This window comes from Mesorhizobium sp. GW821-FHT04C10 (assembly GCF_059420305.1).
In genome coordinates this window covers 4,962,257-4,985,980 of the sequence record NZ_JBWKTL010000001.1, presented here as the reverse complement: position 1 = coordinate 4,985,980, position 23,724 = coordinate 4,962,257, and the positions used below count along the sequence as shown (strand labels likewise).

Here is a 23,724-nt window from a genome sequence, read left to right as displayed (position 1 = left end):
CTGGAACGTCCATGAAAACCAGCCGCCGCTTTTTCCTTTCCGGAGCCTCGTTGCTCGCCGCCGCCATGGTGGCCGGCCGTGCGAGCGCGCAGGATGTGATCGGGGATATTCTGAAATCTTCCGCACGCGGCAATTGGGACGACCAGTTCGACGCTCGCGCCAGCGAAGGTGGCAAAGTGGCTTCGACGCTGCCTATCTTCAGCCCGCAGACCGTTGCGTTCACGGAGCAGGCGGTCGCGCAATATCAGAACATTGTCGGGCAGGGCGGCTGGGTGGAAGTCCCCGCGACCAAGAAGCTGCAACTCGGAGTCGATGATCCCGATGTCGTGCCGCTGCGCAAGCGGCTTATGGTCGCTGGCGACCTTTCGCAGAGCGCCGGTATTTCGACGGCCTTCGATTCCTATGTCGACTCGGCGGTCAAGCGCTTCCAGCTGCGTCATGGCCTGCCAGCCGACGGCTCGATGGGCAAATACACTTATGCGGCGATGAACGTTTCGGCGCAGGTCCGGCTTGGCCAGCTGCAAACCAATCTGCAGCGGCTGAAGGAGAAGGCCGGCACGCTGGGCAGCCGCTATGTGCTGGTCGACATTCCGGCGGCGCAGGTCGAAGCGGTCGAGAACGACCGCGTCGTGCTTCGCCACACAGCGATCGTCGGCAAGATCGATCGCCAGACGCCGATCGTCAATTCCAAGATCAACGAGATCATCGTCAACCCGTACTGGAACGCGCCGGTCTCGATCGTGCGCAAGGACATCATTCCGCTGATGCGGAAGGATCCCGACTATTTGAAGAACAGCCATATCCGCCTGTTCGCGCCGGACGGCAGCGAAGTCGATCCGATGAACGTCGACTGGTCGACCGATGATGCCGCCAAATACCGGTTCCGCCAGGATCCCGGTTCGGAAAACGCCATGGCCTCGGTCAAGATCAACTTCCCGAGCCCGGACGGCGTCTACATGCACGACACGCCCCAGCAGAGCCTGTTCGGCAAGATGATGCGCTTCGACTCCTCGGGCTGCGTGCGCGTCCAGAACGTCCGCGATCTCGTAACCTGGATCTTGCGCGACACCCCCGGCTGGGACCGTCAGCATTTCGAGGCGGCGATCAAGACCGGCCAGAACACGCCGATCCAGGTCACCAACCCGGTGCCGGTGCACTTTCTCTATCTCTCGGCCTGGTCGACGGGACCTGGCGTGATCCAGTTCCGCGACGACGTCTACGCGCTGGACGGCGCCAGCGAGCTGCAGATTACATCTTCGCTGTAAGGCTTTGACATTCATAACGAAAGGCCGCCGTGAGGCGGCTTTTTTGTTTGGCGGGAGCGTCGTTAAATCAAGCGCTGGTTCACCAGCCGCGCCACCGCTTGCGCGCGATTGACGGCGCCGAGCTTGCGCCTGGCATTGTCGACATGGAAGCGCACAGTCGCTTCGGCAATGCCGAGAATGACCGAGATTTCCCAATCCGTCTTGCCTTCGGCGACAAGCGCCAAGGCATCACGCTCGCGCACCGTCAGCCGAACGATGGCGGCGGGTGGTGGCATCGTCAGGTTCATCAGCCGTTCCGTCAGCACGAGACCGGCCATCTGAATGGCAAAACTCTCTTCTGCCGTGAATTCACGCTCGTGGAAGCCGAGATGCAGCGAGGCTATGGCGCCATCGGCGCCGTAAGAGGTGGAACACAGCGCATCATTGATCCCAGCCTCGCCGAGCGCTTCCCAATAGACGCCGAACTGAGGGCGGTCGCGCGGAGCAAAGTCGGAGAACCGGTAGCGCGTGCGGCTTTCGCGGATCGCGCCCAGCAGCGGGTTGCACTCGAAGCACACATAGTCGAACGCAGGGCTGCCTGGCCAGTCCGCCGGTGCCAGCCGGGTGATGAAGCCGCCGGCCGCCCAATGGCTGGCGGACGTCAGCGTCGCCGCCGGCCTTCGATAGAGGCGGGTCTGCAGATAGGAAGCGCCGAAGGTTTCCATCGCCGCGAAATAAGCGATGCTTGCATCCTCGGCCGTTTCCGACGTCAGGGCCGGTTCGGCATGTGCCATGATCCGCGACAGCATAGATCGAACCCCCGCTCGCCAGCCGTGGTGCACGGTGGCACAACCGCATATGACCCGCAAGGCTGCTACCTGGCGAAAGCCACCTGTCAACCTCGCGCCATCGGGAGGTTGATGCGGGAACATACCAGCGTATCCAGGAAGGGAACGGCGCTCGCTTTCGGCATCCACGTCTGAATGTCTGGACATCGGCGCCCCAGCATACGCACGTCGACCGCGGGGGCTGGCGTGCGGCCGGCCACCTGGTGCCCCTAGGCAGCCTCGCGTTGACGCCAGGTGCCGGCTTTCTTTCTGACATTAACGGCATGCTTTGCCATGCGGTCGGTTCGCTCATGCCCTGAACCCGGCCCGCCCTTCGGCCGTCGTCGCGCCGGCGCTGTCTGGACGGGAGGTCGACGATTGCGCATGGTTCGCGAAACAGCCGGAATCGCACCATGCAAGCCGCCATCTTTGTCCTCGCCGTGCTCGTTTTCGTCGCCGTTTCCGGCGCGCTAGTGCGGCTGGTGCGGGTGCCGCTGCCGATCCTGCAGATTGCGATGGGCGCCGCGCTCGCATGGCCGGTGCGCGGCATCCATATCGAGATCGATCCGGAACTGTTCCTGCTGGTGTTCATTCCACCGCTGCTGTTCAGTGACGCTTTTGGCGCGCCCAAGCGCGAGCTGATGGCATTGCGAAGACCCATCCTCGACCTTGCCATCGGCCTCGTCTTCTTCACCATTGTCGGCTTCGGCTATGCCTTGCACTGGCTGGTGCCGAGCATTCCGCTGGTCGTTGCCTTCGCGCTCGCGGCAGTCCTGTCTCCGACCGACGCGGTAGCCGTCTCCTCGATCGTCGACAGGAGCGTGGTCCCGGCGCGGTTGATGCACATTCTGGAAGGCGAGTCGCTGCTCAACGATGCGTCGGGCCTGGTCATGTTCCGCTTTGCCGTCGCGGCGGCATTGACCGGCAGTTTCTCCTTCGCCGAGGCCTCGCTGAGTTTCCTCTACGCCGTGGCGGTCGGCATCCTGGCTGGGGTGGCGGCATTGTTCGTCGCCGCCAAGGCGCTGCAACTCCTGAGCCGCATCGGCGGCGTGCCGGCCGAGGCGCAGGTGCTGATCACCATCCTGCTTCCCTTTGTCGCCTATCTCGGCGCCGAGCACTTCGAGGCTTCGGGCATCCTGGCCGCGGTCACCGCCGGTCTGTTGACCGGGAGCACCGGCATATTCCGCTTCCTTGGTGTTTCGGCGCGCATGCAGACGATCTCGCTCTGGACGACGTTTTCCTTCGTCTTCAACGGCGCGCTGTTCATCGTGCTCGGCCTGCAGCTTCCCGAAATCATCCGCAAGGTGCCACCGGAGCTCACCGGCAACTATCCACTCATCCAGCCGGTGCTGACCGTGATGGCGCTGACCTTGTGCCTGATCGCGCTGCGTTTCGTCTGGATCTGGATTGGCGACATCATGGCGGGGCTTGCGGCTCGGCTCGGCAAACGCAAGGCCGAGCCATTCGGCCTGCGCGTGCGGCTCGCCGGGTCGGTGGCCGGCGTGCGTGGCGCCATCACGCTGGCCGGCATATTGTCGCTGCCGCTGGCCCTGCAGGACGGTTCGCCGTTTCCCGCGCGGGACCTTGTCATCTTTCTCGCCGCCGGCGTCATCATCTGCTCCCTGGCGATCGCAAGCCTGGCCTTGCCCGTCATCGCGCGCGGCCTGGTCGAGCCAGGTGAAGACGCAGGCGCCGCCGAGGAACGCATGGCGCGTGTCGGCGCGGCGAAGGCCGCGATCGCCCACCTTGAAAGCATCGCGCAGACCGATGAGGAGGAGGGCGATGTGCCCGGCGTCAGGCTCGCCGCCGCCAATGGGATTGTCGCTGCCTACCGGCGGCGCATCGCGGCGGCCGACGAGGCCGATGAAGCGCGCGCCGAGTTGCGCGAGGCGGGGAGGCTGGAGATCGATCTGAGGCTCGCCGGCATCGCCGCCGAACGCGACGCCTTGCGCGCCATGCTTCGCCGTGGCGAGATCAACGATCACACCGCGCGGGCGTTGTTCACCGAGATCACGCTTACCGAAGCTCTTCTGGACGGCAGGCAGTCACGAAAATAGGGCCTACGATGCCCAAGGGGCATGGATTTGCAACCTCTGCCGCAAACCGGCCAGCAAATTTCGCGCTGCAAACGTGGCGGCTCGAAAACAACTGTGTTAATGGCGCGGCAATGCGTGTCGCCCAAAAGTGTGCAGCGGTTTTGGGGCAACGGCAGGCATAAACAAATTGCCCCCGAACCGAGGATTTCAGGCCATGGCAACAGCAGCGGCAGCGTCGAATAAATTCGAATCCTTCTTCGAAACCACGCTGGAAGACGCCGATCCGGAGATTTTCGGCGCCATCCGTAACGAGCTCGGTCGCCAGCGCCACGAGATCGAACTGATCGCTTCGGAAAACATCGTCTCGCGCGCGGTGCTTGAGGCGCAAGGGTCGATCATGACCAACAAATATGCCGAAGGCTATCCGGGCAAGCGCTATTACGGCGGCTGCCAGTTCGTCGACGTGGCCGAGGAACTGGCCATCGAGCGGGCGAAGAAGCTGTTCGGATGCAATTTCGCCAACGTCCAACCGAATTCCGGCAGCCAGATGAACCAGGCGGTGTTCCTGGCGCTGCTGCAGCCCGGCGACACCTTTATGGGCCTCGATCTCAATTCCGGTGGCCATCTTACCCATGGCTCGCCTGTGAACATGAGCGGCAAATGGTTCAAGGTCGTCTCCTATGGCGTGCGCAAGGACGACCACCTGCTCGACATGGACGCGATCGAGAAGACCGCGCATGAGACCAAGCCGAAGCTGATCCTGGCCGGCGGCACCGCCTATTCGCGCATCTGGGACTGGAAGCGTTTCCGCGAGATCGCTGACGCGGTCGGCGCCTATCTGATGGTCGACATGGCGCACATTGCCGGCCTCGTCGCCGGCGGCGTGCATCCCTCGCCGCTGCCGCACGCCCATGTGGTGACAACCACCACGCACAAGTCGCTGCGCGGCCCGCGCGGCGGCATGATCCTGTGCAACGACGAGGACATTGCCAAGAAGATGAACTCGGCCGTGTTCCCCGGCCTGCAGGGTGGCCCGCTGATGCATGTCATCGCCGCCAAGGCGGTGGCCTTCGGCGAAGCGTTGAAGCCGAGCTTCAAGGTCTATGCCGAGAGCGTGGCCGCCAACGCCAAGGCGCTGGCTTCGAGCCTCAAGGAAACGGGTCTCGACATCGTCTCCGGCGGCACCGACAACCACCTGATGCTGGTCGATTTGCGTCCCAAGAACGCCACCGGCAAGCGCGCCGAGGCAGCCCTTGGCCGCGCCAACATCACCTGCAACAAGAACGGCATTCCCTTCGATCCGGAAAAACCCTTCGTCACCTCGGGCGTGCGCCTCGGCACCCCCGCCGGCACAACGCGCGGCTTCGGCCAGGCCGAATTCCGCGAGATCGGCAAGTTGATCGCCGAAGTGCTGGATGGTCTAAAGGTCGCCAATTCCGACGAGGGCAATGCCGCGGTCGAGGCGGCGGTCAAGGCCAAGGTCGTGGCGCTGACCGATCGTTTTCCGCTCTATCCTTATCTCGGTTGATCATCCTTATCTCGATTGACCAGGCGCGAAGCGTCATCTCTTATTCGCCGTCGGTGCGTCACCCCTGATCGGGTGACGCATGGAACTGGAGACCTGATGATGCGCAATTTTCGTCTCGCCCCGCTCGGCGTTGTCGGCTGGCTGGCCGTTTGCGGATCCGCCGTGGCGCAGACACAGCCCGCCCCGGAGACGCCGGTTACCAACACCTTCGGCAAATGGACGACCATCGTCGATGTGCTCGACACCGGCCAGGATGCGAGCAAGACCTGTGCGGCTTCGACGGCGTTCTTCGATGCGAACGGCAATTCGGGCACGCTGACCTTGTCGATCTCGACCGGCGATGCGCTGCCGCCCGATGCCTATCCGGCCATCATGCTCACTGTCGACAACAAGGAGCTGCCGACCGGCAAGAAGATCGCGGCGACGTTCGGCGATCCCGGCGTCAAGGTTTCGGCGACGGTCTATTCCAACGATGCCGTCATCGGCCGCCCGAGCTGGACGGTCGATAACCAGGCCAAGACCAGTCTCGCGCTGCTGCGTGCCATGCGCCAGGTTGTCTCGCTCGACGTGACTTTCGGCAAGCAGGCTTTCGCCAGTATCCCGATGGACGGCTTCACCAAGGCCTACCGCAACCTGGGCACGTCCTGCGGCTTTCCGACCAAGGACGTCGCGCCGTGACCGGACGGCCGGGTCCGCAATAGGTCGACTATCGCCTGGCCGTCGCCGGCGGCATCGCCGTCCGGCTGGTTGCCGCGCTGGCAATCTTCCTCGCGCCTCGCTATCTCTGAAGAAACGGAACTGCTTCAATCCCGGCTGGAAAGGCTCTAAGCCTTTCGCCTCATCAGATTCGCGAACCCAAGGCTTTTCATGCGCTGTCCCTATTGCCAGTCCGAAGATACGCAGGTGAAGGATTCGCGCCCCGCCGAGGACGGCGCGGCGATCCGCAGGCGGCGTGTCTGCCCCGATTGCGGCGGCCGCTTCACCACTTTCGAGCGTGTGCAGTTGCGCGATCTGGTCGTGGTCAAGAAGTCGGGCCGGAAAGTGCCGTTCGACCGCGACAAGCTGCTGCGCTCGGTCGAGATCGCGGTACGCAAACGCAATGTCGATCCCGAGCGCATAGACCGCGCGGTGACCGGCATCGTGCGCCAGCTCGAAAGTTCCGGCGAGACGGAAGTGGCTTCCGGCGAGGTCGGCCGGCTGGTCATGGAGGCGTTGAAATCGCTCGATGACGTCGCCTATGTGCGCTTTGCCTCGGTCTATCGCAATTTCCGCGAGGCCAAGGACTTTCACGAGTTGCTGGGCGAACTGAAGGGCGACGAAGACAAGACTGAAGAGGACGCCGGCTGAGCATGGCAGCACCGCAACTGAGCGAGGCCGGACAAGCGGCCCTTGATCGCCGTTTCATGGCCGCGGCCCTGCGGCTTTCGCGCAGGAATGCGGGCAGGACCTCGACCAATCCGTCGGTCGGCACGATCATCGTGCGTGACGATGGCGCGGGGCCGATGATTGTCGGCACCGGCGTCACCGCGGTCGGTGGCCGTCCGCATGCCGAGACCGAGGCGCTGGCCGAGGCCGGCGAGCTCGCGCGGGGTGCCACGGCTTACGTCACTTTGGAGCCCTGCGCCCACCACGGCCGCACACCGCCTTGCGCCAATGCGCTGGTCAATGCCGGCATCGCGCGCGTCGTGGGTGCCGCCAGCGATCCGGACACGCGCGTCTCCGGCAAGGGCTATGCCATTTTGCGCACCGCCGGCATCGAGGTGGTGGAGAAGGTGCTGGCCGCGGAAGCCGCCGAGCAGATGGCGGGCTATTTGATTCGATCTCTGCGAAAACGCCCGGAAGTGACGCTGAAGCTTGCGCTTTCGAGCGACGGCAAGATCGGCAGGAAAGGCGCTGGCCAGGTTGCGATCACCGGCGAGATCGCGCGTCGCGACGTCTATCTGATGCGCGCGGAGTCGGACGCCATCCTGATCGGCATCGGCACGGCGCTGGAAGACGATCCGGCTCTGACCGTGCGTCTGCCGGGTTTGGAAAACCGTTCGCCGGCGCGCATCATCCTCGATCGTCAGATCCGGCTCCCGGAAGCCTCGAAGCTGGTTTCCGGTGTCGACCGCGTGCCGCTTTATCTCGCTGCCTGCCTTGAGGCTGATCCGCATCGTCGCGCCGCGCTCGAACGCGCGGGCGTACGCTTCATCGGCACCGAGACCCATGACGGCGTTGTCGCCTTGCCGGAACTGCTCGAAGACCTGGCGGCGCTCGGCATGGCAAGCGTGCTGGTCGAGGGCGGCGCCCAGGTCGCCAAGGCATTCCTGGACGAGGGCCTGGTCGACCGCATCGTGTTGTTCCAGGGACCGGAGGCGATTGGCGAGGATGGCATTGCATCGCCGGTCGATGCCGACCATATCCCGGCTGGCTTTCGCAAGCTGCGCGAGATGCGCTTCGGCGAAGACAGCTACGCCGAATGGGTAAGAGACATTTAGGAATCAATCGATGTTTACCGGAATTGTCACCGATATCGGCACCGTTGCGGCCGTCAAGCCGCTCAGCGAAGGCGTCGGCCTGCGCATCGATACCGCCTATGATCCCGAGACCATCGCCATAGGCGCCTCGATCTCCTGCGGCGGCGTCTGCCTGACGGTCACGGCTTTGCCCGAACATGGCTCGAACGCGCGCTGGTTCGAGGTCGAAGCCTGGGAAGAGGCCTTGCGGCTGACCACGGCCTCGGGCTGGAAATCCGGCACCAAGGTCAATCTCGAGCGAGCGCTGAAGATCGGCGACGAACTCGGCGGCCACATCGTGTCGGGCCATGTCGACGGCACTGCCGAGATTGTCGAGCGCAAGGACGAGGGCGACGCGGTGCGCTTCACGCTGGAGGCGCCGCGCCAACTGGCGAAATTCATCGCGCCGAAGGGCTCCGTCGCGCTCGACGGCACCTCGCTCACCGTCAACAAGGTCGAGGGCACCCGCTTCGACGTGTTGTTGATCCACCACTCGCTGACCGTGACCACCTGGGGTGAGCGCAAGGCCGGCGACCGCGTCAATCTCGAGATCGACACCATGGCCCGCTACGCCGCGCGGCTGGCGGAGGCGGCGAAAGAGGGGCTTTGAGTGTTACCGGCCTCAGCCTCGACCTCGACTTAATCAGTTTTAATCGCTATGATTAAATCTGATTGTGAGGCTCAGATGGATACAAAAGTAATCACCGCTCACGTTCCGCTGCCGCTAGCCGAAAAGGTAGATCAGCTAGCTGCTCGCCTTGAGCGCCCGCGCGGTTGGATCGTCAAACAGGCTCTTTCCGCGTGGGTGGATTTGGAGGAGGAGCGCCGGCGGCTCACGCTTGAAGCATTGGCCGATGTGGATGCAGGACGGGTCATTGACCACCAGGCCGTTCAGGCGTGGGCTGAGAGTCTTGGCACCGACAAGCCGCTGCCGGTGCCTCGTTGATGGAGTTGAAATGGACCAACAAGGCTTTGTCCGACTTGGTCCGGCTCCATGATTTTCTCGCGCCGGCAAATGGCCCAGCCGCCGCCCGTGCGGTGCAGCCGCTTACTGCCGCGCCGACACGGTTGCTCGAGTATCCGCGTATCGGCGAGAAACTGAAAGAGTTCGAGCCACGAGAAGTGCGACGCATTTTGGTAGGCAGCTACGAAATTCGCTACGAAATACAGGACACGACAATTTCTGTGTTGCGCCTGTGGCATACGCGAGAGGATCGATAGGACCGACGTCCATCCCACAATCTTCCGCTTGCGATCAATCCGGCTTCGGCCTAAGTCACCGGCAACCCCCCGGAGATTTTTATGGCAGGCACATCCCAACACGGCAAAGCCTTCATTCGTCCGAAGGCGAAGGCGCATCTGCTGATTGTCGAAGCGCGCTTCCACGACGACCTTGCCGACGCGCTGCTCGAAGGCGCGACAAGCGCGCTCGATGAAGCGGGCGCGACCTATGACGTCATCACTGTTCCAGGTTCGCTCGAGATTCCCGCGGTCATCACCTTCGCGCTGGATGGCGCGGCGGAAGGCGGCACGAATTACGACGGCTTCGTTGCGCTCGGCACCGTCATCCGCGGCGACACCTATCATTTCGACATCGTCGCCAATGAATCCAGCCGCGCGCTGATGGATCTGTCCGTGCAGGACTCGGTCTGCATCGGCAACGGCATCCTGACCACCGAGAACGACGCGCAGGCATGGACGCGGGCCAAGCGCTCGGAAGGCGACAAGGGCGGTTTTGCCGCGCGTGCGGCGCTGACCATGATCGCGCTGAAGGAACAACTGGGAGCGCGATCGTGAGCGAACCCGCTTCGCCCGGACAGCCCGCGATACGCCACGCCAACAAGCGCGGTGCCGCCCGTCTGGCCGCCGTGCAGGCGCTCTATCAGATGGATGTCGCCGGCAGCGGTGTCTTCGAGATCACCGCCGAATACGAGGCGTTCCGGCTTGGCAAGGAAGTTGACGGCGCGCTCTACCGCGAAGCGGATGCGCAATGGTTCCGCGCCATCCTGACCGGCGTCGTCGAGAACCAGAAGACCATCGATCCAATCATCCGTCAGGCGCTGACCGATGATTGGCCGCTGTCTCGGCTCGATTCGACGCTGCGCGCCATTATGCGCGCCGGCGTCTATGAATTGATGAAGCGCGAAGACGTGCCGGTGGCGGTCATCGTTTCGGAATATGTCGACATCGCCAAGGCCTTTTACGAGGAAGACGAGCCGAAGCTGGTCAATGCCGTGCTCGACCGGGTGTCACGCCGGGTGCGCGGCGAAGGGCGCGGCAAGGACGCATCGTGACGGCCATCACCGTGGAGGTGGGCAAGGACGCGCGGCACACCGCTTTGATCCTCGCTGCCTCGCAGGCGATTATCGGCTCGGCGGCACCGATAGCCATCTCCATGGGCGCACTGGCCGGGCAATATCTGCTCGGCGCCGACAAATCGTTGGCAACGGCGCCGGTCACCGGCTTCAACCTTGGCGTGGCGCTCGGCGCTTTGCCGGCCGCGGCCATCATCCGCCGGCTGGGCCAGCGCGGCGGCTTCATGACCGGAACCGTCGTCACCGCGCTTGGCGGCCTGATCGCCACTCTGGCGCTTTTCCACGGCAGCTTCTGGCTGTTCGCGTTCGCGCTGCTCGTGATCGGCGTCGGCGGTGCCTTCGTCCAGCAGTTCCGCTTCGCCGCCGCCGACAACGCGCCGCCGGAATTCAAGGCGCGCGCCATCTCCTTCGTGCTGGCCGGCGGCATCGTCACAGCCATCCTTGGGCCGCAGATCGTCATCTTCACCCGTGAACTGTTCGCGCCGGTGATGTTTGCCGGGTCATTCGCCGCTATCTTGCCGCTTGCCGCGGTCGGAGCCGTTATCCTGTCGTTTCTGCGCCTTCCGGCAAAGGCCGCCAGCAAGGTTGATGTTGCCGGCGGCGATGCCAGGCCCCTGGCCGAAATCGTCACCAGGCCGCGCTTCGTCGCCGCACTGTTCTGCGCTGTCGGCTGCTATGCGCTGATGAGCTTCGTCATGACCGGCGCGCCGCTGGCCATGGTCGGGTGCGGGCTGTCGGAGAATGATGCGACGCTGGGCATTTCCTGGCACGTCATGGCGATGTTCGCGCCGAGCTTCTTCACCGGCTCGCTGATCCATCGGTTTGGCGCCGAGCGCATCGTCGCCACTGGCTTGCTGCTGCTGATCGGCTGCGCTGCGGTAGCCTTGTCGGGCCTGGCGCTGTGGCAATTCTGGACGTCGCTTATCCTGCTCGGTCTCGGCTGGAATTTCGGCTTCATCGGCGCCACCGCCATGGTCGCTGCCAGCTACCGGCCGTCGGAAAAGGGCAAGGTGCAGGGGTTTCACGACTTCGCCCTGTTCGGCTCCGTCGCCTGCGCGTCGCTGCTGTCGGGCATGGTCTACAACGCCTGGGGCTGGGAGATGCTGAACTGGATGATCTTTCCGGTCGCCGTTCTGTGCTTTCTGGCACTTGGTACGTTGAAGCTGACGGGCCCGCGCAAATCCGACGCCTGAGCCTCGCCTTGACGTGACATGATGCTGTCAGGATGGCTTCGGTCGAAGTCGCCGCTTCAGAACAAAATTATTGCGCTGATACCCACTCTTATGAAACCGTATGCCCCGACGCCGCGTTTGGGCCATGCTCATATGCGGCCACCGTATTTCGGTTCATAGCAAGGGATTTTCACAATGTTTTCAATCAAGGCTCTGGCTGGCGCGGCGCTCGCGCTCGGCATCACGGCGGCTTCCGCCAGTGCCCAGGTGGTCGTCTCCTCGAAGATCGACACCGAGGGCGGCGTGCTCGGCAACATCATCCAGCTCGTTCTCAACGCCAACAACATCAAGACCACGGACCGCATCCAGCTCGGTGGCACGCCGGTGGTGCGCAAGGCGATCACAGCGGGCGAGATCGACATCTATCCCGAATACACCGGAAACGCCGCTTTCTTCTTTGAAAAGGCCGATGATCCGGTCTGGAAGGATGCAGCCAAGGCCTATGAGACGGCCAAGAAGCTCGACTATGACGCCAACAAGATCGTCTGGCTGTCGCCGGCGCCGGCCAACAACACCTGGGCGATCGCGCTGCGCAAGGAAGTGACGGACGAGAACAAGCTCGTCACCCTGTCGGACTTCGGCAAATACGTCGCCGGCGGCGGCAAGGTGGTGCTGGCGGCTTCCTCCGAGTTCGTCAATTCGGCGGCAGCCCTTCCGGCCTTCCAGACCACCTACGGCTTCACGCTGAAGCCGGACCAGCTGATCACGCTCTCGGGCGGCGACACGGCGGCGACCATCGCCGCGGCGGCCAACCAGACCAGCGGCGCCAACGCTGCCATGGTCTATGGCACCGACGGCGGCATCGCGCCGTCCGGCCTTGTCGTGCTCGAGGACGACAAAGGCGTGCAGCCGGTCTACCAACCGGCCCCGATCATCCGCGAATCCGTGCTCAAGGAACATCCCGAGATCGAGACGCTGCTGAAGCCGGTCTTCGCCAAGCTCGATCTCGTCACGCTGCAGGAGCTGAACGGCCGCGTGCAGGTCGGCGGTGAGCCGGTCAAGGGCGTCGCCGAGGACTTCCTGAAGAAGAACGGCTTTCTGAAGTAGGCGATTCCGGCGCGCCGCATGCGTGGCGCGCCGGAACGACCGGCGGGGGAGGGCGTGAATATCCGTTTCGACAAGCTCGGCGTGGTCATCGCCGCGATCGCCGCCTATGCGGCGTTCCTCGCCCCCTTCGCCACCTTTCGCGCCAACCGGATCGTTCCGGGCCAGGCGCGTTCGATTCTCGAGGCGCTGCCGGCAACCGCCGGGCCATTGCTTTTGGCTATCGTGGTCGTCGCCGCGCTCATAGCACTTTTCAGGACACCGCTTGTGCTGCGCCTTGCCGCCGGTGTGGTCGCGCTTGCCGCGCTGGCGCTGCTCGTCGGCGTCGCCGGCACGTTCTTGACGCCGGCCGGCAACACTTTCGCCAGGGTGTCTCCGGCCTCCGGTTTCTGGATTCTCGTCTTTGCCTTCACGCTCTTGCTGGCCGACGTGCTGACGCGCCTGAATTTGTCGCCGTCGGCGCGCGTCGGCGTGCTGGTCGCAGCCGTGGTGGCGATCGGCCTGCTTCTGGTGTCGGGGGCCTGGAACGACCTTTCCATCCTCAAGGAATACGCCAACCGTGCCGACAGTTTCTGGGCCGAAGGCTCCAAGCACGTGACGCTGGCGCTTGGCTCGCTGGCCGCGGCAGTGATCGTCGGGCTGCCGCTCGGCATCCTCTGCCACCGCGTCGAAAAGCTGCGCGCCGGCGTGCTCAACGTGCTCAACATCATCCAGACCATTCCTTCGATCGCGCTGTTTGGCCTGCTGATCGCGCCGCTCGGCTGGGTCGCCATACATGTGCCGGGAGCGGCCGCGCTCGGCATCCGCGGCATCGGCACCGCACCTGCCTTCGTCGCCCTGTTCCTCTATTCGCTGCTGCCGGTGGTGGCCAACACGGTTGTCGGTCTCGCCGGCGTGCCGCGTGCCGCCAACGACGCCGCGCGCGGCATGGGCATGACGGACCGCCAGCGCCTGTTCGGTGTCGAATTTCCGCTGGCCTTTCCGGTGATCCTCACCGGCATCCGCATCGTGCTGGTGCAGAATATCGGCCTTGCCACCATCGCCGCGCTTATCGGTGGCGGCGGCTTTGGCGTATTCGTCTTCCAGGGCGTTGGCCAGACGGCGATGGACCTGGTGCTGCTTGGCGCGGTGCCGACGGTCGCGCTCGCCTTCGCCGCCGCCATCATCCTCGATGCGGTGATCGAAATGACCGCCACCAGGCGCAGGGTTGAAACGGCATGATCGAGATCGAAGGCATTACCAAGCGCTATGATGCGACCACCGTTGTCGACGACGTGTCGATGGTCATCGAGCCACGCACGGTTTGCGTCATCGTCGGCACCTCCGGCTCCGGCAAGACGACGTTGCTGCGCATGATCAACCGGCTGGTCGAGCCAACCGCCGGCATCATCAAGCTCGACAGCGCCGACAACCGCTCCGTGCCCGGCTACGAACTGCGCCGCAGCATCGGCTATGCCATCCAGGGCCATGGCCTGTTTCCGCATCGCACCGTGGCCCAGAACATCGCCACCGTGCCGGTGCTGCTCGGCTGGGACAAGGCCCGTATCAAGGCCCGCGTCGATGAACTGATGACGCTCTACCAGCTTGATCCCGAGGCGTTCGGGCCGCGCTATCCGCATGAATTGTCGGGCGGCCAGCAGCAGCGTGTCGGTGTCGCCCGGGCGCTCGCCGCCGAGCCCAACGTGCTCCTGATGGACGAACCGTTCGGCGCACTCGACCCGATCATCCGCACCAAGGCGCAGGAAGATCTGCTGGCGATCCAGAAGCGTTTCGGCACCACCATCATTCTCGTCACTCACGACATGGAAGAGGCCGTGCATCTGGGAGACAAGATCGCTGTCATGGATGCCGGCAAGCTCGTGCAATACGCCAAGCCCGCCGAGATCCTGGCAAACCCGGCCAGCAGCTTTGTCGAGACCCTGGTCGGCGCCAGCGAGAGGCCATTCAGGCTGCTCTCGCTCGGACGGGTGCGCGACGCGGTGGAAAAGGGCACCGCCGATGGCGAGGCGATCCCCGGTGATGCCAGCCAGCGCGATGCGCTGGCCGAACTCCTGTGGTCGGGCCGGCCCGCGCTGCCGGTAAAAGGCGCCGACGGCAAACCGCTCGGCCGCGTCACGGTGGACGGGCTGGTCAAGCGCGCGGCGAGGCCGGCATGAAAGCCTGGCTGCCTCTGCTGCTGAGGCTTGCCCTGGTGGTGCTGCTCGTGGCCTTTGTCACCAATCCAGGCTGGTTCGAGCCACTGCTCAAGCCGCTGACAGAAAACAACGCTCCCGCGATCTATAATCAAGGCAGCCTGCTGACGCTGACGCTGCTGCATTTGCGCACCGTGCTGATCGCCACCGTCGCCGCGACCATCGTTGCCGTGGCCCTGGCCATCCTCGTCACCCGGCCAGCCGGCGCCGAATTCCTGCCGCTGTCGCGCAGCCTGGTCAACATCGGCCAGACCTTTCCGCCGGTGGCGGTGCTGGCGCTCGCCGTGCCGGCTGTCGGTTTTGGCGAGAAGCCGACGCTGATCGCGCTGTTTCTCTATGGTCTGCTGCCGATCTTCGAGAATGCCCTGACCGGACTGACGACGCTGCCGGCCAACGTCATGGAGGCGGCGCGTGGCGCCGGCATGACCGGCTGGCAAAGGCTCACCAAGGTCGAACTGCCGCTGAGCGCGCCGATCATCCTGGGCGGCATCAGGCTGTCGGTGGTGATCAGCCTGGCAACGGCCACCATCGGCTCGACCGTGGCCGCCAAGACGCTGGGCGAGGTGATCATCGCCGGGTTGTTGTCCAACAACCTCGCCTTCATCCTGCAGGGTGGCCTGATCGTGGCGGCCCTTGCCGTGCTGATCTATGACGGTCTGTCGGCGGTCGAACGCTACACCGCACGCCGGATGGGCCGCGAGGCGGAATAGTCCTTAGGGGAGCCGGCGGTCCTGCCGCAGTGATTCCCTTGCGTCATTTCAATCGATCTAAATGAAAGGCCCATGCGGGCATTGTGGTCGCGGCTTTGTCTTTTGGGCGAAAGCCGGGCAAAAACTGAACAATATCTTGACGTTCCGAGCCCTGTTTCGCATACACCGATGCGAAGAGGTGGATTCCGTGCGCGGATTCCGGTCTTTGTCTCAACGGCCCAGGGAGGGGTTCATTTGGGCCAACAATCGAGGAAAATTTGGCAATGACCATACTTTACGCCGTCATCGCCTGCGGTCTGCTTTCTGTCCTTTACGCTATCTGGGCGACACGATCGGTTCTCGCGTCCGATCAGGGCAATGCACGCATGCAGGAAATCTCCGCCGCCATCCGCGAAGGCGCGCAAGCCTATCTGGCGCGCCAGTACACCACCATCGCCATCGTCGGCGTGGTCGTGCTTTTGCTCGCCTGGTGGCTGCTTTCTATCACCGCCGCGATCGGCTTCCTGATCGGCGCCGTCCTGTCGGGCGCCGCCGGCTTCATCGGCATGCATGTTTCGGTGCGTGCCAATGTGCGCACCGCGCAGGCGGCCTCCAACAGCCTCGCCGCCGGTCTCGACATCGCCTTCAAGTCGGGCGCCATCACCGGCATGCTGGTGGCGGGCCTGGCATTGCTTGGCGTCTCGATCTACTACCTGATCCTGACCGGTCCCATGGGCCTGCAGCCCAATGACCGTATCGTCATCGACTCGCTGGTCTCGCTCGGCTTCGGCGCCTCGCTGATCTCGATCTTCGCCCGTCTCGGCGGCGGCATCTTCACCAAGGGCGCCGACGTGGGCGGCGATCTGGTCGGCAAGGTCGAAGCCGGCATCCCGGAAGACGATCCGCGTAACCCGGCCACCATCGCCGACAATGTCGGTGACAATGTCGGCGACTGCGCCGGCATGGCCGCCGACCTGTTCGAGACCTATGCGGTGACGGTCGTCGCCACCATGGTTCTCGGCGCCATCTTCTTTGGCGGTACCGCCGTTCTCCAGACTGCGATGCTCTATCCGCTCGCCATCTGCGGCGCCTGCATTCTGACCTCGATCGTCGGCACCTTCTTCGTCAAGCTCGGCTCCAACGGCTCGATCATGGGCGCCCTCTACAAGGGGCTCATTGTCACCGGCCTGCTGTCGATCGTCGGCCTCGCCATCGCCACTTCGGCAACGCTCGGCTGGGGCGAGGTCGGCACTGTCGCCGGCATCGTCATCACCGGCAAGAACCTGTTCATCTGCGGCCTTATCGGCCTCGTGGTGACGGGTTTGATCGTGGTGATCACCGAGTACTACACCGGCACCAACAAGCGCCCGGTCAACTCGATCGCCCAGGCTTCGGTCACCGGCCACGGCACCAACGTCATCCAGGGCCTCGCGGTTTCGCTGGAATCGACGGCGTTGCCGGCCATCGTCATCGTCGGCGGCATCATCTCGACCTACCAGCTCGCCGGCCTCTACGGCACGGCGATCGCGGTCACCACCATGCTCGGCCTTGCCGGCATGATCGTGGCGCTCGACGCCTTCGGCCCGGTCACCGACAATGCCGGCGGCATCGCCGAAATGGCGGGCCTGCCCAAGGAAGTGCGCCACTCCACCGACGCGCTCGACGCGGTCGGCAACACCACCAAGGCCGTGACCAAGGGTTATGCCATCGGCTCGGCCGGCCTCGGCGCATTGGTGCTGTTTGCCGCCTATTCGAACGACCTGAAGTTCTTTGCCGCCAATGGCGACAAATACCCCTACTTCCAGGGCATGGGTGAAATCTCCTTCGATCTCTCCAACCCTTACGTCGTCGCCGGCCTGATCTTCGGCGGCCTGATCCCGTATCTGTTCGGTGGCATCGCCATGACGGCCGTTGGCCGCGCGGCGGGCGCTATCGTCGAGGAGGTTCGCAAGCAGTTCCGCGAAGATCCGGGCATCATGGCAGGCACGTCCAAGCCGAACTATGCGCGTGCGGTCGATCTTCTGACCAAGGCGGCGATCCGGGAGATGATCATCCCGTCGCTGCTGCCGGTGCTGGCGCCGCTCGTCGTCTATTTCGGCGTGCTGCTGATCTCCGGTTCGAAAGCGTCGGCCTTCGCGGCCCTCGGAGCCTCGCTGCTCGGCGTTATCGTCAACGGCCTGTTCGTCGCCATCTCGATGACCTCGGGCGGTGGCGCCTGGGACAATGCGAAGAAATCGTTCGAGGATGGGTTCACCGACAAGGACGGCGTCAAGCACCTCAAGGGCTCCGAGGCGCACAAGGCTTCGGTGACCGGCGATACGGTCGGCGATCCCTACAAGGACACCGCGGGCCCTGCGGTCAACCCGGCGATCAAGATCACCAACATCGTGGCCCTCCTGCTGCTGGCCGTGCTCGCGCACGGCTAACCGGCCGGGCCGGTGGTCCGAAAAAGCCCGCGGGGAGCGATCCCCGCGGGCTTTTCATTTAATGCGTCGGCTTCGACGGGATTTCAACCGCCGCTGGCGTCCGTATCCGGGCGGCTGCCGTAGATCTCCGACAGTTCCCGCACACCCGGCTCGCGCTCGGGCATTGGCGGGAGGCCGCGGATCTCGCGCAGCAGCGCGACGAATGCGCCACGTTTGTGTCGATGACGGAAGGACCGCGCCCTGGGGTGGATGCCGCAAGCCGCGAGCAATCTACGCCTGAGATAGGTGGCTCTTGTCGAGCGAGGCGGTCCGTCAGCACCGGCAAGAACTCTGACACGCAAGGTGTTGGGCGTCTCCATTGCCGCGACGAGCTCTTCCTGTTCCGTCGCCAGGTCTTCGACATAGCTGCCTCGGCGGTTGCCGGAATGCAGCTTGAGCACGGTCAGATGCGGCATCGTCGCGATGGCCGCACCCTTTCGCCAGGCTCGGAACAACCAGTCCTGCGATGACTCGCAGAAGCACTGACTGGCCGGACGCCAGAGCCCCAACCAGTCCAACGCCGTCCGCCGCACAATCTGGGCCGATCCGAACCCGGTCGTTGACGCGGGATCGTAGAAGCCGCCCTTGCCGATCCCGAATATCGAGTTCTTGACAGGCTTGCCATCGACCAGCGGTGGTTCGACAACGACGCCCCTTGCGATCACCACGTCGGCGCCGGTCGCATCGATCCATCCCGTGGTCGCCGCGAGATGGTCCGGAAACCAGAGGTCGTCATGGTTGAGCAAGGCGACGAACCGGCCGCGTGCCCTGGCAAAGCCGATATTGTTGGGGCCGGACTGCTCGCCGAAATTGACCGGGAGGTTGATATAGACGATGCGCGGATCGGCGAATTCGGCGATGACCCCCGCCGTGTCGGGGCGGCAGGCGTCGCCAATCACCAGAATTTCAAAGTCCTGCAGGGTCTGGCCCAGGACGCTGCGCAATGCTTGCCGCAAGGCGGCCGGGCGGTCGTGGGTTGCGATCACCACCGAGACGAGCGGCGACTTCTGCCCGGCTGCATCGGACTGGCCGGGGCGCACCACGCTACACCAGCTTATAGGGGATGTGATCGGTGTCCGGCGGCAGGCGCCAATGGTCAGGCGCGTCATACGCATAGGCCTTGTCGACGAGATTGAGCAGCAGGGCGATCTCCGGCCCGAGCGCCGTCACACCGTGCCACACGCCGGGCGGGATGATGACGATCGCCGGTCGCAACGCGCCGACGATCTTGTGCCAGACAGTGCCGAAGCTGGGCGAGGCCTTTCGGCCGTCATAGAGCGATATGCGCACGCTCCCGACACAGCAGAAGAGCCGATCCAGCGTCGCCTCATGCGCATGCCAGCCGGTTACCGCACCTGGATACATCGTGCGCTGGAAGACCTGGCCGACCGGCGACTGATCGAGATTCCACTCGTCCCGGAATACCTCGGTGAGATAGCCGTTGGACGTCGCGACAGGCCTGATTTCCTTGACCCTGACGCCGTCGATTGCCGGAGGATCGATGGCAAGCCAGTCGGAGGTGACGGTTTGCCTGTCAGACGTGCCGGTGGCCATCCAGCCGTCCGGCGCTACGCGTTCGCCACTGCTCATTTTCAAAAACCCAAAGCCCGGGGGATTTGATACGGGCTTGCCCCATTGCTGGCAAGCTGGCCTTGCCTTGGCCAAACAAAAACCCGTGAGATCGCTCCCACGGGTTTTCGGTCGCCTGAGATGTTGCTGCTTTCCGAAAGGAAGCAGGGTTCTGATGATCAGGGAGTTCCGCCGCCGGGAATGCTGGGCGCCAGCTTGCTGGCGCCGTTGATGATCTGGCTGAGGAAGTTCTGGTCCTTGCCGCCAGTCGGCGTGGTGCGCGAAATGAAGTCGAAAATCTTGCCGTCCTTCAAGCCGTAATTGGCGATCTGGCTGACGCGGCCGTCGGCCCCGAAATAGACCGCGAGCACTTTCTGGTCGACGAGCCTGGGCTTGTCGAAGGCGACATAGCGTTTGCGGGTTTGCGAAATGTAATAGAACGCCTCGTTGTCGAACGTCGCCGTCGTCGATGGCGTGCCAAGCGCCAGAAGCACCTGCTCGCGGCTGGAGCCGACAGGCACCGAATCGACGGCCTGCTGATCGTAGACATACCCTTGCGTAAACGTCTCGCTTGGATTGAGGTCGCCGATCATCTTGTTGGTGTGGCACGCCGAGAGCGCCGATACGACGAGCAGCAGTGAGATCGCGCCAGCAGGCCTGGACGAGAAGGTCGACTTGAAATTCAGCGCGCGCAACAACAATTCTCCATTATATCGCCGCAACTTGCGCTGGGCCGCAAAACCGGTAAACCAGCTTGCCTGCCGATGCAACAAGGCCAATTCAACAAACGGTCCCCGGAGACCATCCCCATGTTCCAGCGCCTTTTTGGTCGCGAACGCCACGCCAACCGCGCCATCACCGACGCGCTCTACGCACAAATCGTGGCAGCGGCGCGGCAGACTGTATTTTATTCCCATTGGAATGTACCGGACACGCCGCTCGGCCGTTTTGAGATGCTTTCTCTGCATATGTTCCTGTTCCAGCATCGCTTGCGCGGTGAAGACGGCGTGGCGCAGGAGATCGCCCAGGTGCTGATCGACGAGTTCTTCCTCGACGTCGATCATTCGCTGCGGGAGTTGGGCATTGGCGATGTGGGCGTGCCCAAACGCATGAAGAAGCTGGCGAAGATGTTTTATGGCCGTACCGCCGCCTATGATGATGCGCTGGAAAGAAACGACCAGGACGGGCTGACCGCGGCACTTGCCCGCAATGTCCGGCCCGACACCGGCGCGTGGCCGGAGGCATCGCAATTGGCCGACTATGTCGCCGACGCTTGCCGGCAACTGGCCGCTCAGCCGTCCGAATCAATCGTTTCCGGTACGGCGACGTTTCCGCTCGCCAAGGGAGGTGCTTGATGAAACACGCTGATACGCGAAGCCCGGTATCGTTTTTCGCCAATGTCGCCCGCCTGCCGCAGAAGGGCCTGCCCGTGGTGATCGAGGCCGATGCCGCCCAGCGCGCGGCGCTCGCCGGGGAGCATGGGCTGCTTTCGGTGGAAGCCTATCGTGCGGAGCTCCTGGTGGTGTCCTGGAAGCGCAATGGCGTGAAGGTCAGCGGCCGTGTCGAGGCCGACATCACCCAGGCCTGCATCGTCACGCTCGATCCGGTCCAGGCGCATATCGACGAGCCGGTCGAGGCGCTGCTGTTGCCCGAGGACTCCAAGCTTGGGCGGCAGGGATTCGAAGGCGGCGGCGAGATACTTCTCGATGCGGACGGGCCCGACAGTCCCGAAACATTTTCCGGCGACACCATCGATGTCGGGGCACTCGCCGAACAGTTCTTCGGATTGGCGATCGACCCTTATCCGCGCAAGGCGGGCGCGTCGCTGGACCCCGGCGGCAGGACCGAAGCGGCTGAGAATGAATTTCAGCAAAAACTGCGATCCTTGCTGGGAAAATCCTGAAAACCTCGCCCGCGATGGAAAAGTCGGTTGTGTGAAAACCCAAAACCGCTATTTTCGCCGAACCTTCGCGATCACTAAAGCGACCTGCCGCATAACCGTGAGATAAATACCGCGTGATCAGGATTTCCATCGATGCCATGGGCGGCGATCACGGACCAGCCGTGGTCATTCCGGCGCTCATGACGGTCGCGACCCGCCGTCCCGACATCCGCTTCGTCATCTACGGGCGTGAGGAACTGGTGCGCCCCGAACTGGCCAAGTTCCCCAAATTGGCCGAGGTGAGCGAATTCTTCCACTGCGAGATCGCGGTAAGGATGGACGACAAGCCCAGCCAGGCGCTGCGCCATGGCCGCTGGAAGTCGTCGATGTGGAAGGCGGTCGAAGCGGTCAAGTCGGGTGCCGCGGACGCCTGCATCTCCGCCGGCAACACAGGCGCGTTGATGGCGATGTCGAAATTCTGCCTGCGCACCATGGCCACCATCGATCGCCCGGCGATCGCGGCATTGTGGCCGACATTGCGCGGCGAAAGCGTGGTTCTGGACGTCGGCGCCACCATCGGCGCCGATGCCCAACAGCTCATCGATTTTGCCATTCTCGGCACCGGCATGGCGCGCGCCGTGTTCGGCATCGCCCGACCGACGGTTGGCCTGCTCAATGTCGGCGTGGAAGAGATCAAGGGCCAGGAAGAGGTCAAGGAAGCAGGACGCATGCTGCGCGAGGCCAACATGGCCTCGATGAACTATCATGGCTTTGTCGAAGGCGACGATATCGGCAAGGGCACGGTCGACGTGGTGGTGACCGAAGGCTTCGCCGGCAATATCGCGCTGAAGACGGCGGAAGGCACCGCGCGCCAGATCGCAGGTTATCTGCGCGCCGCCATGAGCCGCACCCTGATGGCCAAGATAGGCTATGTCTTCGCCAAGGGCGCCTTCGATCGCCTGCGCGAAAAGATGGATGTCGGCCGCTCCAATGGCGGCGTGTTCCTGGGGCTGAGCGGCATCGTCGTCAAAAGCCATGGCGGTGCCGATTCGGACGGGTTCGCCGCCGCGATCGAACTCGGCTACGACATGGTTCGCAACAATCTGCTTGACCGGATCGAGGCCGACCTGGACCTGTTTCATGCGCGCAACCCGCGTGCCCTGTCATCTCGGAAATCCGACGTCGTTACCGACGCGAAGGAATAGGAAAGAACTTTGATCAGATCAGTCGTGCGCGGCACGGGCGCCGCGCTGCCCCGCCGCATCATGAAGAATGCCGATTTCGAGGGCATGGTCGAAACCTCGGACGAGTGGATCGCCCAGCGCACCGGAATCCGCCAGCGTCATATCGCGGCCGACGACGAGACGACGGCTTCCCTGGGCGAGGCCGCGGCCCGTGCCGCCCTTGCAAATGCCGGGCTGACGCCGGACGACATCGACCTGATCGTGCTGGCGACGTCGACGCCCAACAACACATTCCCGGCCACCGCGGTCGAGATCCAGAACAGGCTCGGCATGCATCACGGCTTTGCCTTCGACATGCAGGCAGTGTGCTCCGGCTTCGTCTATGCGGTGACGACAGCCGATCTCTATATCCGTGGCGGCCTCGCCAAGCGCGTACTGGTCATCGGCTCGGAAACATTCTCGCGCATCCTCGACTGGAATGACCGCTCGACCTGCGTCTTGTTCGGAGACGGCGCCGGCGCGCTGGTCCTGGAAGCGGGCGAGGGGGCCGGCACGATTGCCGACCATGGCGTTCTGGCGGCCAGCCTGCGCTCTGACGGCGCGCACAAGGACAAGCTTTTCGTCGACGGCGGACCGTCGACAACGGGAACGGTCGGGCACCTCAGGATGGAAGGCCGCGAGGTCTTCAAGCACGCGGTCGGCATGATCACCGACGTTATCGAGGCGACCTTCGCGGCCGCGGGCATCACCGCTGACGATCTCGACTGGTTCGTGCCGCACCAGGCCAATAAACGAATTATTGACGCTTCCGCCAAGAAGCTCGGGATAGCCGAGCAGAAGGTGGTGGTTACGGTCGATTTGCACGGTAACACCTCGGCTGCTTCCGTGCCGCTGGCACTGTCTGTGGCCGTTGCCGATGGTCGCATCAAGAAGGGAGACCTCGTCCTCCTGGAAGCGATGGGCGGCGGCTTCACCTGGGGTGCCGTTCTGGTTCGCTGGTAAGTGCCGAACGGGTCGGT

Annotated in this window: 25 protein-coding genes; 21 read left to right on the top strand and 4 right to left on the bottom strand. The window is 63.9% G+C overall.

What is annotated here, in order from left to right:
• Positions 1-11: 11 nt before the first annotated feature.
• Positions 12-1,265, top strand: coding sequence for a L,D-transpeptidase family protein (locus tag AC07UC_RS24360; protein ID WP_494907658.1), 1,254 nt, complete (start codon positions 12-14; stop codon positions 1,263-1,265).
• A gap of 62 nt (positions 1,266-1,327) precedes the next feature.
• On the opposite strand, the gene AC07UC_RS24355 is transcribed toward AC07UC_RS24360, so the two are convergent.
• Complete coding sequence (locus AC07UC_RS24355) at positions 1,328-2,053, bottom strand: helix-turn-helix transcriptional regulator (RefSeq protein WP_494907657.1); 726 nt, start codon at positions 2,051-2,053, stop codon at positions 1,328-1,330.
• 431 nt (positions 2,054-2,484) lie between these two features.
• Between AC07UC_RS24355 and AC07UC_RS24350 the strand changes: the two genes are divergently transcribed.
• The 16 genes from AC07UC_RS24350 (at position 2,485) to AC07UC_RS24275 (ending at position 18,031) form a co-directional block, all read left to right on the top strand.
• Positions 2,485-4,128 carry a Na+/H+ antiporter gene (locus AC07UC_RS24350; protein ID WP_494907656.1) on the top strand — a complete coding sequence of 548 codons (1,644 nt, stop codon included), beginning with the start codon at positions 2,485-2,487 and terminating at the stop codon, positions 4,126-4,128.
• 193 nt (positions 4,129-4,321) lie between these two features.
• A complete protein-coding gene (gene glyA, locus AC07UC_RS24345; RefSeq protein WP_015318249.1) occupies positions 4,322-5,635 on the top strand; it encodes a serine hydroxymethyltransferase in 1,314 nt (437 codons plus the stop codon).
• A gap of 99 nt (positions 5,636-5,734) precedes the next feature.
• Complete coding sequence (locus tag AC07UC_RS24340) at positions 5,735-6,313, top strand: invasion associated locus B family protein (protein WP_494908980.1); 579 nt, start codon at positions 5,735-5,737, stop codon at positions 6,311-6,313.
• A gap of 189 nt (positions 6,314-6,502) precedes the next feature.
• Positions 6,503-6,982, top strand: coding sequence for a transcriptional regulator NrdR (gene nrdR, locus AC07UC_RS24335; RefSeq protein WP_056562515.1), 480 nt, complete (start codon positions 6,503-6,505; stop codon positions 6,980-6,982).
• Positions 6,983-6,984: 2 nt separating this feature from the next.
• Positions 6,985-8,115 (top strand): bifunctional diaminohydroxyphosphoribosylaminopyrimidine deaminase/5-amino-6-(5-phosphoribosylamino)uracil reductase RibD, encoded by a 1,131-nt coding sequence (ribD, locus tag AC07UC_RS24330; protein WP_494907655.1) that lies wholly within the window; start codon positions 6,985-6,987, stop codon positions 8,113-8,115.
• A gap of 10 nt (positions 8,116-8,125) precedes the next feature.
• Positions 8,126-8,743 carry a riboflavin synthase gene (locus tag AC07UC_RS24325; protein WP_494907654.1) on the top strand — a complete coding sequence of 206 codons (618 nt, stop codon included), beginning with the start codon at positions 8,126-8,128 and terminating at the stop codon, positions 8,741-8,743.
• Between the two features lie 75 nt (positions 8,744-8,818).
• Positions 8,819-9,079 carry a CopG family ribbon-helix-helix protein gene (locus tag AC07UC_RS24320; RefSeq protein ID WP_140767921.1) on the top strand — a complete coding sequence of 87 codons (261 nt, stop codon included), beginning with the start codon at positions 8,819-8,821 and terminating at the stop codon, positions 9,077-9,079.
• Positions 9,079-9,354 (top strand): type II toxin-antitoxin system RelE/ParE family toxin, encoded by a 276-nt coding sequence (locus AC07UC_RS24315; RefSeq protein WP_494908979.1) that lies wholly within the window; start codon positions 9,079-9,081, stop codon positions 9,352-9,354. Before AC07UC_RS24320 ends, AC07UC_RS24315 begins: the two co-directional genes overlap by 1 nt.
• 81 nt (positions 9,355-9,435) lie before the next feature.
• Entirely contained in the window at positions 9,436-9,930 is a 495-nt protein-coding gene (gene ribH, locus AC07UC_RS24310) for a 6,7-dimethyl-8-ribityllumazine synthase (protein ID WP_056562495.1), read from the top strand.
• A complete protein-coding gene (gene nusB, locus AC07UC_RS24305) occupies positions 9,927-10,427 on the top strand; it encodes a transcription antitermination factor NusB (protein ID WP_056562492.1) in 501 nt (166 codons plus the stop codon). The genes ribH and nusB overlap by 4 nt, the downstream gene beginning before the upstream one ends.
• Positions 10,424-11,641, top strand: coding sequence for an MFS transporter (locus AC07UC_RS24300; protein ID WP_202322965.1), 1,218 nt, complete (start codon positions 10,424-10,426; stop codon positions 11,639-11,641). Before nusB ends, AC07UC_RS24300 begins: the two co-directional genes overlap by 4 nt.
• Positions 11,642-11,815: 174 nt before the next feature.
• The gene (gene osmF, locus AC07UC_RS24295; RefSeq protein WP_140767918.1) at positions 11,816-12,727 is read left to right on the top strand and encodes a glycine betaine ABC transporter substrate-binding protein OsmF; all 912 of its coding nucleotides are present in this window, start codon (positions 11,816-11,818) and stop codon (positions 12,725-12,727) included.
• 18 nt (positions 12,728-12,745) lie between these two features.
• On the top strand, positions 12,746-13,945 hold the full coding sequence (locus AC07UC_RS24290) for an ABC transporter permease (protein ID WP_494907653.1): 1,200 nt from the start codon (positions 12,746-12,748) through the stop codon (positions 13,943-13,945).
• Positions 13,942-14,880 carry an ABC transporter ATP-binding protein gene (locus AC07UC_RS24285; protein WP_494907652.1) on the top strand — a complete coding sequence of 313 codons (939 nt, stop codon included), beginning with the start codon at positions 13,942-13,944 and terminating at the stop codon, positions 14,878-14,880. Before AC07UC_RS24290 ends, AC07UC_RS24285 begins: the two co-directional genes overlap by 4 nt.
• Positions 14,877-15,626, top strand: coding sequence for an ABC transporter permease (locus AC07UC_RS24280; protein WP_494907651.1), 750 nt, complete (start codon positions 14,877-14,879; stop codon positions 15,624-15,626). The genes AC07UC_RS24285 and AC07UC_RS24280 overlap by 4 nt, the downstream gene beginning before the upstream one ends.
• Before the next feature lie 263 nt (positions 15,627-15,889).
• A complete protein-coding gene (locus AC07UC_RS24275) occupies positions 15,890-18,031 on the top strand; it encodes a sodium-translocating pyrophosphatase (protein ID WP_056562478.1) in 2,142 nt (713 codons plus the stop codon).
• An 83-nt stretch (positions 18,032-18,114) separates the two neighbouring features.
• Here the strand turns inward: AC07UC_RS24275 and AC07UC_RS24270 are convergent, their stop codons facing one another.
• The 3 genes from AC07UC_RS24270 to AC07UC_RS24260 form a co-directional block, all read right to left on the bottom strand.
• On the bottom strand, positions 18,115-19,110 hold the full coding sequence (locus AC07UC_RS24270; RefSeq protein ID WP_494907650.1) for a glycosyltransferase family 2 protein: 996 nt from the start codon (positions 19,108-19,110) through the stop codon (positions 18,115-18,117).
• A 4-nt stretch (positions 19,111-19,114) separates the two neighbouring features.
• On the bottom strand, positions 19,115-19,660 hold the full coding sequence (locus tag AC07UC_RS24265) for a dTDP-4-dehydrorhamnose 3,5-epimerase family protein (RefSeq protein ID WP_494907649.1): 546 nt from the start codon (positions 19,658-19,660) through the stop codon (positions 19,115-19,117).
• 158 nt (positions 19,661-19,818) lie between these two features.
• Positions 19,819-20,334, bottom strand: coding sequence for an outer membrane protein assembly factor BamE (locus tag AC07UC_RS24260; protein ID WP_140767913.1), 516 nt, complete (start codon positions 20,332-20,334; stop codon positions 19,819-19,821).
• A gap of 114 nt (positions 20,335-20,448) precedes the next feature.
• On the opposite strand from AC07UC_RS24260, the gene AC07UC_RS24255 reads away from it, so the two are divergent.
• The 4 genes from AC07UC_RS24255 to AC07UC_RS24240 all read left to right on the top strand — a co-directional run bounded on the left by AC07UC_RS24255 (position 20,449) and on the right by AC07UC_RS24240 (position 23,707).
• Entirely contained in the window at positions 20,449-20,994 is a 546-nt protein-coding gene (locus AC07UC_RS24255) for a ubiquinol-cytochrome C chaperone family protein (protein WP_140767912.1), read from the top strand.
• Positions 20,994-21,542, top strand: coding sequence for a YceD family protein (locus AC07UC_RS24250; protein WP_494907648.1), 549 nt, complete (start codon positions 20,994-20,996; stop codon positions 21,540-21,542). Before AC07UC_RS24255 ends, AC07UC_RS24250 begins: the two co-directional genes overlap by 1 nt.
• 113 nt (positions 21,543-21,655) lie before the next feature.
• On the top strand, positions 21,656-22,726 hold the full coding sequence (gene plsX, locus AC07UC_RS24245; RefSeq protein WP_019857626.1) for a phosphate acyltransferase PlsX: 1,071 nt from the start codon (positions 21,656-21,658) through the stop codon (positions 22,724-22,726).
• A gap of 9 nt (positions 22,727-22,735) precedes the next feature.
• Positions 22,736-23,707, top strand: a complete 972-nt coding sequence (locus AC07UC_RS24240; protein ID WP_140767909.1) for a beta-ketoacyl-ACP synthase III — start codon at positions 22,736-22,738, stop codon at positions 23,705-23,707.
• Positions 23,708-23,724: the final 17 nt, after the last annotated feature.

Excerpts from the sequence above, each read along its gene's own strand:
- AC07UC_RS24360 (WP_494907658.1), top strand. The coding sequence starts at position 12 with ATGAAAACCAGCCGCCGCTTTTTCCTTTCCGGAGCCTCGTTGCTCGCC.
- AC07UC_RS24355 (WP_494907657.1), bottom strand. The coding sequence starts at position 2,053 with ATGCTGTCGCGGATCATGGCACATGCCGAACCGGCCCTGACGTCGGAA.
- AC07UC_RS24350 (WP_494907656.1), top strand. The coding sequence starts at position 2,485 with ATGCAAGCCGCCATCTTTGTCCTCGCCGTGCTCGTTTTCGTCGCCGTT.
- glyA (WP_015318249.1), top strand. The coding sequence starts at position 4,322 with ATGGCAACAGCAGCGGCAGCGTCGAATAAATTCGAATCCTTCTTCGAA.
- AC07UC_RS24340 (WP_494908980.1), top strand. The coding sequence starts at position 5,735 with ATGCGCAATTTTCGTCTCGCCCCGCTCGGCGTTGTCGGCTGGCTGGCC.
- nrdR (WP_056562515.1), top strand. The coding sequence starts at position 6,503 with ATGCGCTGTCCCTATTGCCAGTCCGAAGATACGCAGGTGAAGGATTCG.
- ribD (WP_494907655.1), top strand. The coding sequence starts at position 6,985 with ATGGCAGCACCGCAACTGAGCGAGGCCGGACAAGCGGCCCTTGATCGC.
- AC07UC_RS24325 (WP_494907654.1), top strand. The coding sequence starts at position 8,126 with ATGTTTACCGGAATTGTCACCGATATCGGCACCGTTGCGGCCGTCAAG.
- AC07UC_RS24320 (WP_140767921.1), top strand. The coding sequence starts at position 8,819 with ATGGATACAAAAGTAATCACCGCTCACGTTCCGCTGCCGCTAGCCGAA.
- AC07UC_RS24315 (WP_494908979.1), top strand. The coding sequence starts at position 9,079 with ATGGAGTTGAAATGGACCAACAAGGCTTTGTCCGACTTGGTCCGGCTC.
- ribH (WP_056562495.1), top strand. The coding sequence starts at position 9,436 with ATGGCAGGCACATCCCAACACGGCAAAGCCTTCATTCGTCCGAAGGCG.
- osmF (WP_140767918.1), top strand. The coding sequence starts at position 11,816 with ATGTTTTCAATCAAGGCTCTGGCTGGCGCGGCGCTCGCGCTCGGCATC.
- AC07UC_RS24290 (WP_494907653.1), top strand. The coding sequence starts at position 12,746 with ATGCGTGGCGCGCCGGAACGACCGGCGGGGGAGGGCGTGAATATCCGT.
- AC07UC_RS24285 (WP_494907652.1), top strand. The coding sequence starts at position 13,942 with ATGATCGAGATCGAAGGCATTACCAAGCGCTATGATGCGACCACCGTT.
- AC07UC_RS24280 (WP_494907651.1), top strand. The coding sequence starts at position 14,877 with ATGAAAGCCTGGCTGCCTCTGCTGCTGAGGCTTGCCCTGGTGGTGCTG.
- AC07UC_RS24275 (WP_056562478.1), top strand. The coding sequence starts at position 15,890 with ATGACCATACTTTACGCCGTCATCGCCTGCGGTCTGCTTTCTGTCCTT.
- AC07UC_RS24265 (WP_494907649.1), bottom strand. The coding sequence starts at position 19,660 with ATGAGCAGTGGCGAACGCGTAGCGCCGGACGGCTGGATGGCCACCGGC.
- AC07UC_RS24255 (WP_140767912.1), top strand. The coding sequence starts at position 20,449 with ATGTTCCAGCGCCTTTTTGGTCGCGAACGCCACGCCAACCGCGCCATC.
- AC07UC_RS24250 (WP_494907648.1), top strand. The coding sequence starts at position 20,994 with ATGAAACACGCTGATACGCGAAGCCCGGTATCGTTTTTCGCCAATGTC.